Genomic DNA, 17,742 nt, shown 5'->3' with positions numbered 1-17,742 from the left:
ATTCGAGATCTACTACAACTAAATTCTTCAAGAAAAGCATATAATTTAATTTTTACTAGTAACTAAATACCACAGATTATGAAAAATGGATTACACAAGTTCTTTTTGTTTTGTTGTTTTGTTTTAGGTTTTAATCTATATGCTCAAAGCGGCAAAGTTTTAAATTTAGATGGGGTCAACACCTATATGTCGGTAGCAGATCATCCGGATCTTGACTTTGGATCAGGCCAAAACAAAACGGTCACTTGCTGGGTAAAAACCACAACCAGCACAGGAACTCCAAGAATTTTTGCCAAAAGAGCAGGAACTTCTGGAAATGGATACGAGTTCTGGACGGGAAACGGATCCAACGCAGGCAAATTTGCAATGAATATGAGCGGAACAGGAACACCTAATAATATCAGTACCGCTGGTTATTCAACCTTAACAATTGCAGACGGAACATGGCATCATGTAGCCTTAGTACTGGATGCAACCAGTACACGAACAGTATATGGTTACTTAGATGGTGTATTGGTTAACACGGGCAAGACATTTACCTCTGTGACTTCCGATTTCTCTAATGCTTTGGACTTTATTGTTGGCGCCACTTCAGACAGTAACAAAAGTTTCAAATGGGCAGGACAAATAGACAATGTACGTATTTGGAATACTGCCATGACTCCTGCTGAATTACAGTCGGACATGACTGCAACAATTACTGGCCCTACAACGAATTTATTGGGAGCATGGGATTTTGAAAACATTACAGGCACCACTGTGCCAGATGTTTCTGGAAATAATCATCCTGGAACTTTATTTGGCAGTCCAACTACCTCAAATGCATTTCCTATGGTTTTAAATTTGGATGGAATAAACGATTATATGTCGGTTGTTAATCATCCTGATTTAAATCTCGCCGCTGGTCAAAGTTTGACGATAACCTGCCGTGTAAAAACAGCTGACTTTTCTAAACGCATCCTGAGTAAAAGACCCGGAGGAAGTGGAGTTGGCTATGAATTTATTAATAATTCCTCTTCAGGAGGTGGTCAGTTTGGCGTCAATCTAACCACCAGTGCAGGTGCAGCTGGTCCTCCTTATGGAACCTCATCTATTTCAGACAATGTATGGCATCATCTTGCTATGGTTGTAGATGTAGCTACTACAAGTTGTAAAATATATGTAGACGGTCTTCTGCAACAAACCAAAACAACTGCTAATATTGGGGGAACCAATACCGTTATTAATACTGGAAATCTATTTTTCGGAACCATAAGCACGCTTTCCTATTTTCTGAATGGACAAATAGACGACATTCGTTTTTGGGGAAAAGCTATGAATGCAACGGATGTTTTGGCTGATAAAACCGCAGTAATCATTGGTAACGAACCCTTACTTTTAGCCGCCTGGGATTTTGAAAATGTGAGTGGAAATACTGTACCCGACATCTCTGGTCGTAATCATCCGGGAACATTAAATGGTGGCGCTTCTGTAATTGCCCAAACGAATACGATGCAAATCAACTCGGTCTCATTAGTACAGACGGTAGTACCAACTGGGATTGGAGATACAGACCAACGCATTATTGCGGTAAAAGTTGCTACCAGTGGCACCATTAATCCACTAACCGTAAATGCCTTAAACTTCACTATGGCGGGAACTACATCTATAGCGGATGTTACCAACATCAAAATCTATTCAAGTGGTAGTTCAGCCAGTTTTAATCCAACAACAGCAATCTTATTTGGAAGCATAACACCCTCTTCTGGAAATTTAATTGTAAATGGTAATCAAACATTGGTTTCTGGCGATAACTATTTTTGGATTGCTTATGATATTGCTACAGGGGCTAGCGAAGGAAATTTACTAGATGCTACTTGCGAATCTATCGTAGCCAATGCAACAATTTATCCTACGACTGCTAGTAGTGTAGCGGGTAATCGAGTTATTTTATTGTCAAATACACTATTATTTACACCCGGTGATGCTGGCGCAGCTAGTTATCGCATTCCTGCCATCATTACAGCTGCCGATGGTTCATTGGTTACAGCCACAGATAAAAGATGGAATGGAGCAGGTGATTTATCAGCTAAAATTGATCCCGTAATACGTCGCAGTACAGATAATGGTAAAACTTGGTCTGCTCCTGTAACTATTGCAAATTTTGGAGCCCCAATAGGAGCAGGAGATTGTGCCTTTGTATTAGACAAACCCACAGGAAATCTACTTTGCTTTTTTGTGGCCGAAAAAGGATTTTTTTCATCCACTGCTGCAAATCCTATAAAAATCAAGTATTGTAAAAGTACAGATAATGGAATCACTTGGGGAGCTCCTATTGATATTACTAATCAAATCTATGGTGCTGGATGTAGCAATCCAATTACTCAAAATTGGAAAGGAGTATTTATTGGTTCCGGTAGACAATTACAAATGCGCGACGGTACTATAGTAATTGCTCTTGTTGTTAGAGACGAAACAAGCACCATAAATAACTACTCAATGTCTAGTTCTGATGGTGGTACTACGTGGACCGTTTCTACTGCCAAAGCAGAAATAGGAGGAGACGAAGCCAAATTGGTAGAATTGAACAATGGTAATTTATTGATGAGCATTCGCAATGCTGGCACCCGAAGATTCAATATTTCTACAGATAAAGGACAAACTTGGGGTACTCCTTACAATCAAACCGATATTACCGATCCAAATTGTGACGGTGACATCATACGTTATACCTCAACACTTGATGGTTATGACAAAAATCGTTTGTTACACACCATACCATTTGCAGGTAACAGAACCAATGTTTCGGTATTGATGAGTACTGACGAAGGAGCTTCTTGGCCGATACGTAAAACCATTTTCTCTGGCGCTTCTGCCTATTCAAGCATCACCGTTTTGCCAGATGGTACTATGGGAATTTATTATGAAAATGGAGAAAGTTCAACCTATCAAATGTATTTTGTACGCTTTAGTTTGAATTGGTTAACCAATGGGACAGACACCTTTGTTCCTAATGCAGCAAAATCTGCAACTTCCGCATCAAAAAAGACTGTAACTACAAATCAAGACAAAGAATTAAACTTTAACATCACCTTCTATCCGAATCCAACCTCGGACCTGTTGCATATAAAAGTTGAAAATGCAATAGCCCCCTTAACTCTTTCCTTATTCAATTCGAATGGCCAAGTAGTAAACACTGTCTCTTTGAAGAATAATGAAAAAGAAACCAGCCTTTCTCTAGCACATTTAAGTAAAGGAGTTTACACCATAAAAATTAATGATGGTCATAAAATTGTTGCTCAAAAAGTAATTAAAAATTAACTCAAAAACCACTGTTAAAAACACTCTTGATTTGACATTGAGAGTGTTTTAAAGATAGAAAAACAAAACACCACTATGAAAAAAGCACTACTAAACGGAATGATTCATACTGGAGATGAAGTACTAAAAGATAGTGTCGTCATTATCGAAAACGGAGTTATCCTTTCCATTCAAAATGAAATTCCGCAACACGCTGAACTGATAGATTTGAAAGGGAATCACCTATCGGCTGGCGCCATTGATATTCAAGTTAATGGTGGTGAAAAATTTTATTTTAGTCAGTATCCAACAGAAGAAACCCTACAAGACATTTATGAAACAAGCTTGAAATATGGCACTACGCATACCCTTCCTTGTTTGATTTCTTCCTCAAAAGAAACCATTTTACAAGGCATTGAAGCCATCCGATCTTATAAAAACAAACATAACAACGGCGTGTTAGGCATGCACTTAGAAGGACCTTTTTTGAATCCTTTAAAACGGGGAGCTCATAGCGTAAATCAGGTTCGAAAACCTACTACTACCGAACTTGAAGAAATCATCAAATACGGGAAAGACATCATAAAAGTAATGACGATTGCCCCAGAGTGTTTTACCGAAGATCAATTAGACTTGCTTTTAGAAAGTGGTATCGTACTCTCGGCCGGACATTCTACCATGACCTATCAAGAAGCGCAATATTATTTTTCAAAAGGCATACAATTAGTGACACATTTATTCAATGCTATGACACAATTTGGACATAGAGAGCCAGGCTTAGTAGGTGCTGTTTTTGAAAACGACACCATTTATGCGCCCATTATTTTGGATGGTGCACATTGCGATTATGCCGCAGCTCGAATAGCTTATGCCTTAAAAAAAAACAAGCTGTTTTTGATTACAGATGCCGCTTTTTTAGGCCGAAAAGTAGAAAATTTTAAATGGGAAAATTTTGATGCGCATCTCGACAATGGTTTCTACCGCAATGATGAAGGCAATTTGGCAGGTGCCAGTATATCTATGGAAGAAGCCATTCGAAATGCCATACAACATTTGAATATTGAAGTAGATGAAGCCATAAAAATGGGCACTTCACGTGTAGCAAAAGCCATAAAAATGGAAAATCAATTAGGTAAAATCAAACCCGGATTTCCCGCAAGTTTTCTTTGTTGTACTCCTGATTTCTCAGAAGTAAGGGCATTAGTATTGTAATGAATAACTCGTTCTAATCCCTCATCAAGTTCATTAACAGAATAGTAAACAGTTAAAAATATATCAGAATTATGGAAATAGTATCCAAACCAAAATCACCCATTAGTTACCAACCTGCAGGTCAGTTTGAAGACACCCGTTTTGAAAAAATTCACAATGTCATCTTTAAAAATGCTTCCGAAGCCTCTATTTTAGTCGCACAAGAAATTGCCGATTTGATTCGCTACAAACAAGAAAAGCATAAAAAATGTGTCCTTGGATTGGCCACGGGTTCCTCGCCTATCAAAGTGTATCAGGAATTAGTACGAATGCACAAAGAAGAAGGCTTAAGTTTTGCCAATGTAATCACCTTCAACTTAGACGAATACTATCCGATGCCCAAGGAAAGTGTTCAAAGTTATCATTACTTTATGCATCAACATCTCTTTAACCATGTAGATATTCTACCTGAAAACATTAACATTCCCGAGGGTACCATTCCTTTAGAATATATTAATCAATACTGCATTGATTACGAGATGAAAATTAAAAAGGCAGGAGGTTTAGATTTTCAATTATTAGGAATTGGAAGAACTGGCCATGTCGGGTTTAATGAACCTGGATCTCACATCAACTCTGGAACTAGAATCATTACGCTGGATTATATTACCAAAGTAGACGCTTCGGGCGATTTTAATGGCATTAATAATGTTCCCAAAAAAGCGATAACGATGGGAGTAGCTACTATTTTGCGATCCAAAAGAATTGTATTATTGGCTTGGGGACAAAACAAAGCCGCTATCGTAAAAAGAACCATTCAAGGTGAAATTAGCACCGAAGTTCCCGCCACGTTTTTACAACATCATTCGAATACAACTTTTGTTTTAGACCAAAGTGCCGCAGCTGAACTAACAAGATTAGAAACACCTTGGCTGGTTGGAGAATGCCTTTGGACAGAAGAGCTAAAAAAGAAAGCCATTGTTTGGCTTTGCCAACACACTCAAAAATCAATTCTCAAACTCACAGATAGAGATTACAATAATAATGGAATGTCTGATCTTTTGGCAGCAGGAAAATCTGCATACGATCTGAATATTAACATGTTCAATGTTTTACAACATACCATCACGGGATGGCCAGGAGGAAAACCTAATACTGAGGACACCTACAGACCCGAACGTTCTGAACCTTCCCAAAAAAGAGTACTCCTCTTTAGCCCACATCCTGATGATGATGTCATTTCTATGGGAGGTACTTTGGCAAAATTAATCCAACAAGGACATGATGTTCACGTAGTCTATCAAACTTCCGGTAATATTGCTGTCACAGATGATGAAGCACTAAAATTTGCTGAAGTGGCTCATGATTTTACAGACAAAAACGCTACAGATATCCATTTTCGATCGGTTATAAATACCATAAAAACAAAATCAAAAGGCGCCATCGATTCGGAAGAAGTTCGCCAGTTAAAAGGACTTATACGTAGAAGAGAATCCTATGCAGCTGTGAGATATATTGGTCTAAAAGATGAAAATGTACATTTTTTGGATTTACCATTTTATGAAACGGGAAAGGTTCAAAAAAATCCATTGGGGACTGAAGACATTGCTATTGTAAAAGAAATCATCACACGCATTCAACCACATCAGGTCTTTGCTGCTGGTGACCTTGCCGACCCACACGGAACGCATGAAGTATGCCTTAATGCTATTTTTGCTGCTATGAAAGCCTTAAAATCAGAGCCTTTTATGAAAGCCTGTTGGTTATGGTTGTACCGAGGTGCGTGGCATGAATGGGAGCTACACGAAATAGACATGGCCGTTCCCTTAAGTCCAGACGAAGTACTACTAAAACGACAGGCCATTTTGTACCATCAATCGCAGAAAGATAGAGTAATGTTTCAAGGGAATGATTCTAGAGAATTCTGGGTACGAGCCGAAGACAGAAATAAAAAAACAGCTCAATTGTATGACCAATTAGGTCTAGCAGAATATGAAGCCATAGAAGCATTTAAGCGCTTTAACTACTAGCTTTTTTAGACATACTTGAACAACTTTTTAACCCAAAATCAAAATTAGGAAACTGCTTTTGACTTTGGGTTTTTTGTTTACAATTTATAACTCACATCCATTTTTTTTAAGCCTTAAAACCAAGGTAAAGCCTTTCACTTAGTCGTTAACCCAAAATTAACAAGACGAGTTAAACCTATCCTAAATTCTCAATACCGTGACATATATCATAAATGTCCCTAGAACTACTATTTAATTTTGTAAAAAACATACATTACCCTGATACATAAACACTTTACAGCAATAAATTTTATTTGTCAGTAGTATTTGCATTTGATTAATTTATACCTTTATGAAAGGTATGTGACACAAAATCAATGCGTTCTAACATTTTAAATCAAATTTTATGATACTAGCAGGTTCTTTAATTGCAATATTCTTTATTGCGGTCGTGGCGAGGTTATTAATCAAAAACTATTATGCACATGCTGTACTTCTCATCAGCGGATTGTTGATGCTGGGCATAGCTTCTGTCTTTGGTTTTGAAATGCCGAAATTAGACAAACCTACTGGTTCTGCATTCTTTGATATTTTTGAATATATAAATATTGCCTTTAGCCAAACCAATGCTAATGTGGGTTTGATGATTATGGCAATTGGTGGATTCGTAGCCTTTATTGATAAAATTGGCGCTTCGGATGCCTTGGTTTATCTGGCTATGAAACCGCTTTCTTTACTCAAAAAATACCCTTACATTATTGCCTCGATGGTGATTCCCATTGGGCAATTTCTTTTTATTTGTATTCCATCAGCTGCTGGTCTAGCCCTTTTATTGATGGCTTCTATTTTTCCTATTATGGTGAATTTAGGAGTAAGTCGGCTTTCTGCAGCTTCGGTGATTACGGCTTGTACGGCTTTTGGGGTTGGTCCTGCCTCGGTAATTACGGCACGCTCCGTTAAAATTATCGAAACCAATTCCGTATCTCACTTTTTTGGCTCTCAAATTCCTTTGATGATACCCTTAACTATAGCCTTAATGATCACCTATTATTTTGTCAACAAGTATTATGACAAAAAAATGAAGGTAGAGGTTACTACTGTTGAAACTAAAGAAATAGAATTGAAAGTACCTGTTTTTTATGCTATCATTCCTGTTTTACCCCTTATTATTTTATTGGTATTTTCAGATTTGTTCCAATTCTTCGAAACTCCAATACACGTGAATACGACAATGGTTATGATTTTTTGTGTGTTCGTCGGACTCGTGTTTGAAGCGGTAAGAACCAGAGATGTCAAAGTAGTTTTTAATTCCTTGAAGCTTTTCTTTAACGGAATGGGAGACATTTTTAAATCGGTGGTGACCCTAATCATTGCTGCCGAAATTTTTTCCAAAGGATTAATAAGTTTAATGTTCATTGATGGATTAATTAGCAGTTCACAAAGTCTTGGTTTGGGCGCTGATGGGATTAGTATTGTGATGGCGCTGATGATTTTCTTAGCTTCAATTTTAATGGGAAGTGGTAATGCTGCCTTTTTTGCCTTTGGCCCTTTGGTTCCAAAACTTACCGGAGAATTGGCTGTTTCTACCACACATATGATTTTACCAATGGAATTCGCAGCATCGATGGGTAGAACGGTTTCTCCCATTTCGGGGGTGCTGTTATCAACCTCAGAAATCGCCAAAGTTTCCCCTTTTGATATTGCCAAACGCAATGCCATTCCGTTTGTTGTTGCTTTACTAGTAATGCTTATTCACCACTTTATATTATAGCTATGTTAAAACTTATTCAAAACGCTACCGTTTATGCCCCAGAATTTTTAGGCAAAAAAGACATTCTAATTGCTGGAGAAAAAATAGTTGCCATCGAGGATACTATTGACGTTTCGACGCTGTTCTCCGAGGTGATTGATTTGAAAGGCAAAATCCTAACCCCAGGTTTAATCGACCAACATGTGCACATTACTGGCGCAGGTGGTAAACATGGCTTTGGTTCTATGACGCCAGAAATTATGTTAAGCGAATTTATTGCTTGTGGTACGACAACTGTGGTAGGGTTACTAGGTACCGATGGAAGCGCTAGAAGTATCAAAACCTTATATGCGAAAGCCAAATCTTTAGAATCCGAAGGCATTTCGTCGTATATCTTGACCAGTTATTTTGGTTTGGATGCGGTTACCTTTACTCAATCTATTCAAGACGATATGATTTTTATCGACAAAGTCGTGGGTTGTAAAGTAGCGATAAGTGATGAAAGGTCTTCGTATCCTGAAGCTATTGATTTACTTCGTGAATTGAAACAAGTACGCGTAGGAGGCTTAATCGCTGGAAAAAAAGGGATTCTTCATATCCATCTGGGCGCACTTAGTTCTAGAATGGATGTTTTGTTAGAACTAGTTCAAAAATACGAATTCCCAATCGAACATATTTCTCCAACGCACGTGGGTCGTACCCTTCCATTGTTTGAACAAGCCATTGAGTTTGCCAAATTAGGTGGTATGATAGACATTACTTCAGGCGGAACAAAATATACAGACCCTTACAAATCGGTGCTATATGCTCTAGAAAAAGGGGTATCGATAGACAAGATGACCTTTAGTAGTGATGGCAATGCTGGTATCGGAATTGTCAACGAACAAGGCGTTACTATCGGATTCAAAAAAGCACCTATTCATTTGAATTTAAAACAAGTCGTGTTATTAGTGCAAGAAGGAAAATTACCCATCGAACAAGCCTTTAAACTAATCACTAGTAATCCCGCCAAAAATTTAGCTTTAAAACATAAAGGAAGTATAAAAGTAGGTTTCGACGCCGATTTTTGTGCTTTCACTCAAGATTTACAACTAACAGATGTAATTGCAAGAGGTAAACAAATGATGAAAGATGGAGACATCCTTGTTTATGGAAATTTTGAAACAAAAAACAATTAAAATCTGCACTATGAAGGTAACAAAACTAAATCATTACCTCTTGGTCTTGTTATGTTTTGTCTTTGGAACTACTGCTTATGCCCAAGATGATGACAAAGATAATTATGACAATGATGAGGAAATCAACTTAGACGCAACCTCCAGTATTGTTCGTTTAAAAAGGAATTATACGCTTGGAGACGGAATCAATCTCATTTCTGAAAATGGCTCAACTATGAATATTACGCAGAGTGTTCAGTCCTTGTTTTTAATGAACACCTCCGATGATTTCGAGACCCTGAATTCCCAATTTAGAATCCGAAGAGCTCGTTTGAAAGTGAGCGGCAATCTTTTCGACAAAAAATTGTACTACAGAATTCGTTTAAACTTTGCTTCAGATTACCAAAGTACGACCTCGGGAAATCGTTCTTTTAACAATCTACTTCAAGATGCTTATATCGAATACCGACCCATCAAAGGACATCGCATCAATTTTGGACTAAGAGCCGATTACTTGGATTCTAGAGAAACTAGAATTGAGGGCGAGGTATTAGGCTTTATAGAACGCAGTGAGCTTTCTAGTGCCTTCGATGCTATTTTTGATTATGGGATTCGCTACCAAGGAGAATTTAGAGTAGCGGGACAATTATTCAAACCTTATCTATCTATTACCACTGGAGAAGGACAATCTGGTTTGTCTAAAAATTACGGTGGGTTTAAATATGGTGCTCGCTTAGATTATCTACCGTTTGGCGCGTTTTCCAAACTAGGCGAGTTTTATATGGAAGATTTAGCAAGAGAAAAAAAACCTAAATTGGTAATTGGAGCCGTGTACAGCTATAATGATGGACAAACTTCGGCAAAAGGTACCAACGGAGGTAGATACTTATACGGAGATGCCAATCAAAACATTGTCTTGCCCGATTATCAAAAATTTGGTGTGGATTATATGTTCAAATACAAGGGATTTTATTCCTTAGGCAGTTATTTTATGACCCAAGCTAGTGTACCCAACAACATTGCAGGAGAATTCTCTTTATCTGGAAACTTCACACCATTTACTGGAACTCCAGAAGAAAACAAAAATAGAGTACTATCTAGATTAAACTTAGGTTCGGGATTCAATATTCAAGCCGGCTATTTATTGCCTTCTAATTGGTCATTTGGAGTAAGATACACACAGTTGTATCAAGACCAAGTATCTAATTCATTCGATACCTTCGATAAAAACTATTCGCTTGTAACCACCAAGTATCTCTCTGGTCACGATTTAAAAATTCAAGCAGAAATAGGAAAATCGAACATTAAAGGAGGCTCCAATGATTATTTATATGGACAAATAATGGTAACCATACAATTGTAACTATGAAATCGCCTCTTACAACAGGTTTGTTGCAAACAAACACCAATACGTAAAAGACGTTACCATATAGGACCTTCAAAAAATAAATTTTACATATATGAAAAAGATATGCATCATATTCGTTGGTTTTCTTTTTACCATACACCTCAACGCTCAGGAAAACGATATCTATTCGAAATTTTTTCCTGACCCTCAAAAAGAACTACCTGTGCCCATTACTAACGGCAGCGATTACTATACCAGCTATGCAAATGTGCTTAAGTTTCTAGACAATTTAGCTTTAAAATACCCTGAAGTGATGACGGTTACTAACATCGGTAAATCGCAAAGAGGCAACACGATTCCATTGGTTACATTAAATAAAAAAGGGAAGATAAGTGATGCTCAAAAAATTCGCGTAACCTTTTTAGGAAGTATGCACGGAGATGAACCCATCAGCACCGATGCGATGTTAAACACTATTTATGAAATTCTTGAAAATCCTAGTTATCGTTCCTATTTAGACAAAGCCATCGTAGAAATCGTACCTATAGTAAATGTAGATGGCCATAAAGATGAAACCCGATTTTCGAATGACGAAACCGATTTGAATCGAAATTTGGGAATACTCAATGTTCCTGAATCTGTTAATGTCAAAAATGCTATCAACGCTTTTGACCCCCATATAGTAATAGATTTTCACGAGTATAACCCACAACGAAAAGATTTCTTAGACATTGATGATTGTTTGACCTCTTCCTACGATGCGATGTTTTTGTATTCAGGCAATCTCAATGTAGATGAAAACATTAGAAAAATGATTGAAAATGATTTTGTTAAACCAACACAAACTGTATTGGAAAAAAACAATAGAGTCGTTCGCAATTATTGTACTTCTCAACGTATGGACAATCAAGTCATCTTAAATATTGGAGGAATAACCTCTCGTTCTAGTGCAACAAATTATGCTTTGCAAAACAGAATTTCTATTTTGATGGAAATTCGAGGAGTGACCGAGAAAGAAAAAGCCGTAAAAAGAAGAATCGAAACATCCACTTTGGCCGCTTTGTCTTATTTGGAAATTGCCAATAAAGAGTCCGAAAACATAAAATCAACTGTAGAACAGGCCAATCAAAAAGCGATTCAAGGCAAAACAGCTATTGTCATTGCCTCAAAACCAACTATGATTGAATCTAATTTTCAATTCATAAATACCTGTACCAATGAGTACTCTATTTATAAATTCTTAGCCAAAGACAACATCAATCATATTGCAGAAGAAACTAGAAAACGACCTGAGGGCTATGTCATTATTACCAAAAGTAAGCCCTTATTCAATGTATTAGGAACTTCTGGAATTGAATTTTCGGTTACTGAAAAACCATTTGAAATGGAAGTAGAAACCTATGTACCATCGGCCAACGACAAATTTGAGTTGAAAAAAGAAACCTTATCCATTCCCAAAGGTTCTATTTTAATCAAAGCACATCAAAAAATGGGGAATACAGTGGTCGATTTGTTGGAACCGGAAGGCGCTAATTCGTTATACCAAAACAAGATTTTAAAATCATTACCCAATTCCGATACATTACGACTATTACGCGTGAATTTGAGTCAAATCGTTCAACTACAAAATTAATTTATCATGCAAAAAAAACTTATATATACCATCGCTGCATTATTACTTATCGGTACTTATAGTAAGGCACAAGAAGTAAAGCAAGTCCAAAAAACAGATTCAACCTTCATTTATAAAAACGGAGAAGGTACCTTTATCTCTTTGGGTAAAAAAAATAAATCTGTAATAAATGTATCGGGAACCATTCAATCTGGTGCGGCATTCAACAAGGCCGATGATGGCACTGATACCGAAAATACCAGCAGAATGTCAATCAATATGGCGCGAATCTATTTGAACGGTTCTTTTTTGAATGACAAAGCACGAATTGGTTTGGTTACTGATTTTACAGGAACCAAAGGACTATTGGAAGCTTGGGTAGGCTTGAATTTGTATAAAAATAACGCCTATTTGTACTTTGGAGAAAAACGAACCAATACCAACAATAGATTGGCACTTGAAGACGAACGATTTGCACAAAATATTGCACAAACCATCGCAGGACAATCCAATGACGGTATAGCCTATGGTGGACTGATGCAAAACTTTGTGGGGGCAACACGTGAAGGAGGTTTATTCATCGAAACGAATTTCACAATTGGAGGCGTTAGATTGTATCCTTCAGTATCGATTACTACAGGAGATGGTCAAATCGCTTTTGGAGAACAAACCAATGCAGGATTAAAGTATGGCGGTCGTTTAGACATTATGCCTCTCGGTGATTTTATCAAAAATAATGCGTTTATCAGCCATGATTTGTATTACGAACCATCCTTAAAAATAGCCTTTGGTGTGGCTGGTAGCTATAATGTAAAAGCCAGCGAAGCTCGAGGAAGTGGTAGTAACATCATCACAGGAATCTTTGATAAAGACGGTAAAGCCACCTATGCAGACTATCGTAAAATTGTAACCGATTTTATCGTGAAATACAAAGGATTTTCTTTCATAGGTGAATACACCAATGCCTCCGTAAATGGTAAAAACTTGTACAGCAACAGCTCCGCTTCTACTCTATTGAATGCTGAAACATCGGCTACAAAATACAATATGGGATATGGTGTCAACTTACAATCGTCTTATGTAACCCGCAGCGGATGGGCTTTTGATACTCGCGTTTCTTTCATTGAACCAGAAGTAGATTCGGCAACTTCTTTGATTCAAAAAGAAAATTGGTACACTATCGGCATCAACAAATACCTAAAAAACAATGCGTTGAAAATTGGAATAAACACCACTTATGTGGATAGAAAAGTAGAACCTACAAATACCTCTAACTGGAATACCAATTTAGGAATACAATTAACCTTCTAAAATTATGATCATGAAAAAATATCTATATACCAGCTTACTAAGCATCGTTTTCTTCACCGGATGCTCCTCTGATTTTACCGAAGAAAAAGTAGACATTCCGACCAATGACTTTCAAGAACTATTGATTTCAGAAATTGCAACGTTTGTAAACACAGATAATTCTAAAAGAAATCATTATATCGAATTGTATAACGGAACGGATAATGCTATCGATTTATCGAACTATGCTATTGGTTACCAAGCCACCTCTGACGAGTCAACTTTAGCAGAATGGACCTTTACTGACCCTAACAATTACTTGCTCCTAACAGGTTCCTTACCCAGTGTGAAAGCCTATGTAATCGCCTCTGTACAAGCCGATGCTACTGTGGTAAAAAGCGATATTACTTGGGGTACTACAAGTTCAGCAAATGCAAACGCAAGTCTACCCCTACAACTAAGTGGCAATAGCGCCATTGCTTTATTGAAAAAAGACGCCGCTGGTACACATACCTTAAACGGAGCAAAATATAAAATTATTGATGTGTTCGGAAGTCCAAAAGTGGCCAGAGTTACGGCAGCAACTTCTTCTTCTAGAAACAATTTTATGTGGGTTATTTCAGGTGAAGCAACAGAAACCCGAAATAATACCTTTTGGAGAAAGAAAACCGTCACTAAACCTAATACAGATTGGGCTGTTTCTAAAGGAACAACAGCCTTAGATTCTGAATGGAATATTTCTCCAGCTAGAGCTTGGGATTATTCAAATATCGGGTCGTATACCAATTAATTAAAAAAGATAATAACAAAGAAGCCAGCATAATTGCTGGCTTCTTTACTTTATAAACTTTCGTTTCTGCTTATCGCGTCACTTCTTCAATCAAATAAAAAATAGAGGTAAACGACATTGCGCTGGCTTTTTCTAAACCAATTTCACAGGTTCTACTGGTGGAATATCCATGGGTGCAGTGGATTGGAATTTGCTGTTTCAAGTCTTTAAGTCCGTGTTCGTTCAATGCTGGAACCAAAAAACCGCGGTCGCCCGCGAAGCCACAACAATTACTGTCAATCATCGTCACTTGCTCTGCACACTGCTGCGCCAAAGCCAATAATTGGTCCATTTTCCCAATTTTTTTAACCGAACAAACGGGAAAAATAGCCACGGCTTCCTTTTTCTTTTTTACGGTTAATTTGGGTAGGACAAAGTCCAACATAAAGGCAATTGGGTCAACAATTTTCAAATTGCTGGTGAATTCTTCTTTGGAATGGTAAAAACAAGGACTCATATCATACAAAATAGGATACTTGCCATTCTCTGAAACATGAAGCAAGTCAGCTTCTAAAAGCTGGGATTGCTTATGATTCACCTCGGTAAAACCTTTGCTCGAAAAAGGCATTCCACAACAATGCGCATCCAATTCTTTTGGATAAATAATGGTGTAGCCCGCCCGCACTAACAACTGATGCGTCAATGCTGTGAGTTGAAGGTCTTCTTCTTTTTGAAATTCGTTTTTTCCCATCGCACGGTTGATGCAGGAAGGGAAATACACTACTTTTAAATCAGCCATCTTTCTTTATTTTTGCCACGAATGCACGAATTAATATTCAATCTATTTTACCGCTAATTCGCAGATTATTTTTTATTCTTACATAAATTAAAATCTGCGAATCAGTGACTCTTTTTTTAAACCAATTTGTGAATTCGCGGTCAATATTTCGTTTACTTAATTTTATCCGCTCCTTTCGGAATTTGAGGAATCCATTTTGGAATAGTACCTCTTGAAATCCAATGCATTCCACTAAAAATCGAAGACATAATTCTGGTCCCAAAAACTGAGTGAAAAAACGACACTCCTTTTAATCCCAATCGCATTATAGCGGTGGTACTTCTGATATTTGAACCAATGTAATTCGCCACTTTCTTTTGCGTATCGGTAATCGCATCGGCTCGCCAATGTTTGACAAACTTGCCCGTATCAATATGAACCGGACACGCCAAAGCACACAAACCATCCGTTGCACAAGTTTCATCCAATTGATAGCTAACATCTTTTCTAATATCGGCCAATCGTTGCGAATCTTCATTCGTTGCTTCTAATCGGCTGATTTCTCTGGCAATAACAATACGTTGTCTGGGTGAAAGCGTCAATCCTTCGGAGACACAATGCGGTTCACAGAATCCACATTCCATACATTTATCGATGATATCGTGAGATTCTGGTAAAGGTTTTAAGTGTTTCAAATGCGCTTTTGGATCGGGATTGATCAAAACATCGGGATTGATTTGATTCTTAGGATCGAAGATCTTCTTTATTCGCTTCATAATATCATAAGCCGCCGCTCCCCATTCTTTTTCCACAAAAGGTGCCATATTACGTCCCGTTCCGTGTTCCGCCTTCAGAGAGCCTCCAAATTGATCCACAACAATTATAGCCAATTCGGCCATTAAATCTTCGTAGCGCTGCACTTCCTTAGGACTCGAGAAATCTTGCGAAAACACAAAATGCAAATTCCCTTCTAGCGCATGTCCAAACAAAACCGCGTCATCGTATTCGTATTTTTTAAATAAGGCTTTTAGTGCCACACAAGCTTCGGCCAATTGCGGTAACGGAAAAGCTACGTCTTCAATAATAACAGTGGTTCCTGTTTTTCGCAAACCGCCTACCGTGGGCAACAAACCTTTTCTGGCCTTCCAATTAAAATAATATTGTTTGGGATCTGATGTGAATTCATAATCCGTGTAAGTTGGAATCGAACTAATTTGCTCACGAACCTGTTGTTGCTTGATTTTCAAAACATCAAGATTATTATCTCTACATTCTACCAATAAAGCACAAGCATCTTCGTGTAAGGTTTTAAAATAATCAGGTGCTTCAGGGTCATTTTCTACCGAGCGAATGGAATCTCTGTCTAGCAATTCTACTGCGGCAACGGGACTTGATTTCAATAAAATCGTCGCGTTGCAAGCGTCCTGAATCGAATTGAAAATCAACAACGAGCAAGATTTATGCTTTTCGTCCACAACCGTCTTGAAAGTCACATTAGAGATAAATGCTAAAGTCCCTTCAGAGCCCACCATCAAATGCTTGATAATCTCAATAGGGTCTTCGTAATCCACCAAAGCATTGATGCTATAGCCCGTAGTATTCTTGATTTTAAATTTCTGACGAATGCGATCCTCCAAAGCTCGATTCGCTACAATTGTTTTTCTTAAGTCCTTAATTTCCTCAATTAAATGCGCCTGAGTTTCATAAAACGAAGCCACACTTTCCGCATCGGCTGTGTCAAGGACTGTCCCGTCGTGCAAAACAATTCGAATATCTGCAATGGTTTTATAGGAATTTTGAGCCGTTCCGCAGCACATTCCACTGGCATTGTTGGCTACAATTCCGCCAATCATGGCCGCACCAATAGAAGCTGGGTCGGGACCAATTTTTAGTCCGTGTGGTGCCAAAAAAGTATTCGCTCTAGCGCCTACAATTCCGGGTTCTAGTTTTATCTTTTGCATGTCATCTAGTAATTCGTAATGCTTCCAGCCGTGTGTCGCCACGACCAAAACCGAATCCGTTATCGCTTGTCCCGACAAACTCGTTCCTGCAGCTCGAAACGTCAAGGCAATATTCAAGGCATTTGCCGCTTTGATAATCGCCACCACTTCGGCTTCAGCATGTACCAAAAGCACCATCTTCGGAATCAACCGATAAAAACTTGCATCCGTTCCATACGCCAAGGTTTGCAAAGGATTTGTTATTATGCGCCCCGAGTCGAGCACTGCTACAATTTGGTCTTTAAACTTTTGATAAGAAGGAGATAATGACATCGTTTTGTGTAATAAAATGTAAATTTAAGCATTAGCGACCATTAATTTCACCCCAAGACGCACCATTGTTTTTAGGAGCAGCAAAAAATGGGCATATCAGCCAGCAAAGTCCCGCTGTCCTTCCAATCTTTTTATCCCGAAAAAGGGATAAAAAGGATTTTCCCTCCCATCCTTTAGATTTGCTAAATAAATTTAGAGTACTTTTAATCAACAACCAAACTGACAAAGTGAACCTTATCTTCCATCAAAGTTAGCTACTTATGCCCCGATTAGGACTTTGTCAGTT

At 38.0% G+C, this 17,742-nt stretch carries 11 protein-coding genes; 9 read left to right on the top strand and 2 right to left on the bottom strand.

Features of this window, described 5'->3' with window-relative positions; translation table 11 throughout:
* Positions 1-78 precede the first annotated feature (78 nt).
* The 9 genes from ACZ1AQ_RS13920 (at position 79) to ACZ1AQ_RS13880 (ending at position 14,426) form a co-directional block, all read left to right on the top strand.
* Entirely contained in the window at positions 79-3,300 is a 3,222-nt protein-coding gene (locus ACZ1AQ_RS13920; RefSeq protein ID WP_489633472.1) for a LamG-like jellyroll fold domain-containing protein, read from the top strand.
* Between the two features lie 75 nt (positions 3,301-3,375).
* The gene (gene nagA, locus ACZ1AQ_RS13915; RefSeq protein ID WP_489633471.1) at positions 3,376-4,491 is read left to right on the top strand and encodes an N-acetylglucosamine-6-phosphate deacetylase; all 1,116 of its coding nucleotides are present in this window, start codon (positions 3,376-3,378) and stop codon (positions 4,489-4,491) included.
* A gap of 71 nt (positions 4,492-4,562) precedes the next feature.
* Positions 4,563-6,500: a glucosamine-6-phosphate deaminase gene (gene nagB, locus ACZ1AQ_RS13910; protein WP_489633470.1), complete on the top strand. Its 1,938-nt coding sequence runs from the start codon at positions 4,563-4,565 to the stop codon at positions 6,498-6,500.
* 385 nt (positions 6,501-6,885) lie between these two features.
* Positions 6,886-8,250 (top strand): C4-dicarboxylate transporter DcuC, encoded by a 1,365-nt coding sequence (dcuC, locus tag ACZ1AQ_RS13905; protein ID WP_489633469.1) that lies wholly within the window; start codon positions 6,886-6,888, stop codon positions 8,248-8,250.
* A gap of 2 nt (positions 8,251-8,252) precedes the next feature.
* On the top strand, positions 8,253-9,407 hold the full coding sequence (gene iadA / locus ACZ1AQ_RS13900) for a beta-aspartyl-peptidase (RefSeq protein ID WP_489633468.1): 1,155 nt from the start codon (positions 8,253-8,255) through the stop codon (positions 9,405-9,407).
* Between the two features lie 10 nt (positions 9,408-9,417).
* Positions 9,418-10,749: a porin gene (locus ACZ1AQ_RS13895; protein ID WP_489633467.1), complete on the top strand. Its 1,332-nt coding sequence runs from the start codon at positions 9,418-9,420 to the stop codon at positions 10,747-10,749.
* A gap of 97 nt (positions 10,750-10,846) precedes the next feature.
* Entirely contained in the window at positions 10,847-12,367 is a 1,521-nt protein-coding gene (locus tag ACZ1AQ_RS13890; protein ID WP_489633466.1) for a M14 family zinc carboxypeptidase, read from the top strand.
* Between the two features lie 6 nt (positions 12,368-12,373).
* Entirely contained in the window at positions 12,374-13,657 is a 1,284-nt protein-coding gene (locus tag ACZ1AQ_RS13885) for a hypothetical protein (protein ID WP_489633465.1), read from the top strand.
* A 10-nt stretch (positions 13,658-13,667) separates the two neighbouring features.
* On the top strand, positions 13,668-14,426 hold the full coding sequence (locus tag ACZ1AQ_RS13880; RefSeq protein WP_489633464.1) for a lamin tail domain-containing protein: 759 nt from the start codon (positions 13,668-13,670) through the stop codon (positions 14,424-14,426).
* Positions 14,427-14,496: 70 nt separating this feature from the next.
* On the opposite strand, the gene ACZ1AQ_RS13875 is transcribed toward ACZ1AQ_RS13880, so the two are convergent.
* Both ACZ1AQ_RS13875 and ACZ1AQ_RS13870 read right to left on the bottom strand, forming a co-directional pair.
* Positions 14,497-15,204 (bottom strand): heterodisulfide reductase-related iron-sulfur binding cluster, encoded by a 708-nt coding sequence (locus tag ACZ1AQ_RS13875; protein WP_489633463.1) that lies wholly within the window; start codon positions 15,202-15,204, stop codon positions 14,497-14,499.
* 152 nt (positions 15,205-15,356) lie between these two features.
* Positions 15,357-17,456, bottom strand: a complete 2,100-nt coding sequence (locus tag ACZ1AQ_RS13870; RefSeq protein ID WP_489633462.1) for an FAD-binding and (Fe-S)-binding domain-containing protein — start codon at positions 17,454-17,456, stop codon at positions 15,357-15,359.
* Positions 17,457-17,742 lie beyond the last annotated feature (286 nt).

The sequence above is a fragment of the Flavobacterium sp. UM26 genome (genome assembly GCF_057922445.1).
This window is presented reverse-complemented; position numbering and strand designations above follow the sequence as displayed.

What these genes read in the sequence shown, in the direction of transcription:
- ACZ1AQ_RS13895 (WP_489633467.1), top strand. Translation starts at nt 9,418, where the DNA reads ATGAAGGTAACAAAACTAAATCATTACCTCTTGGTCTTGTTATGTTTT.
- dcuC (WP_489633469.1), top strand. Translation starts at nt 6,886, where the DNA reads ATGATACTAGCAGGTTCTTTAATTGCAATATTCTTTATTGCGGTCGTG.
- ACZ1AQ_RS13885 (WP_489633465.1), top strand. Translation starts at nt 12,374, where the DNA reads ATGCAAAAAAAACTTATATATACCATCGCTGCATTATTACTTATCGGT.
- ACZ1AQ_RS13875 (WP_489633463.1), bottom strand. Translation starts at nt 15,204, where the DNA reads ATGGCTGATTTAAAAGTAGTGTATTTCCCTTCCTGCATCAACCGTGCG.
- ACZ1AQ_RS13870 (WP_489633462.1), bottom strand. Translation starts at nt 17,456, where the DNA reads ATGTCATTATCTCCTTCTTATCAAAAGTTTAAAGACCAAATTGTAGCA.
- nagB (WP_489633470.1), top strand. Translation starts at nt 4,563, where the DNA reads ATGGAAATAGTATCCAAACCAAAATCACCCATTAGTTACCAACCTGCA.
- nagA (WP_489633471.1), top strand. Translation starts at nt 3,376, where the DNA reads ATGAAAAAAGCACTACTAAACGGAATGATTCATACTGGAGATGAAGTA.
- ACZ1AQ_RS13920 (WP_489633472.1), top strand. Translation starts at nt 79, where the DNA reads ATGAAAAATGGATTACACAAGTTCTTTTTGTTTTGTTGTTTTGTTTTA.
- ACZ1AQ_RS13880 (WP_489633464.1), top strand. Translation starts at nt 13,668, where the DNA reads ATGAAAAAATATCTATATACCAGCTTACTAAGCATCGTTTTCTTCACC.
- iadA (WP_489633468.1), top strand. Translation starts at nt 8,253, where the DNA reads ATGTTAAAACTTATTCAAAACGCTACCGTTTATGCCCCAGAATTTTTA.
- ACZ1AQ_RS13890 (WP_489633466.1), top strand. Translation starts at nt 10,847, where the DNA reads ATGAAAAAGATATGCATCATATTCGTTGGTTTTCTTTTTACCATACAC.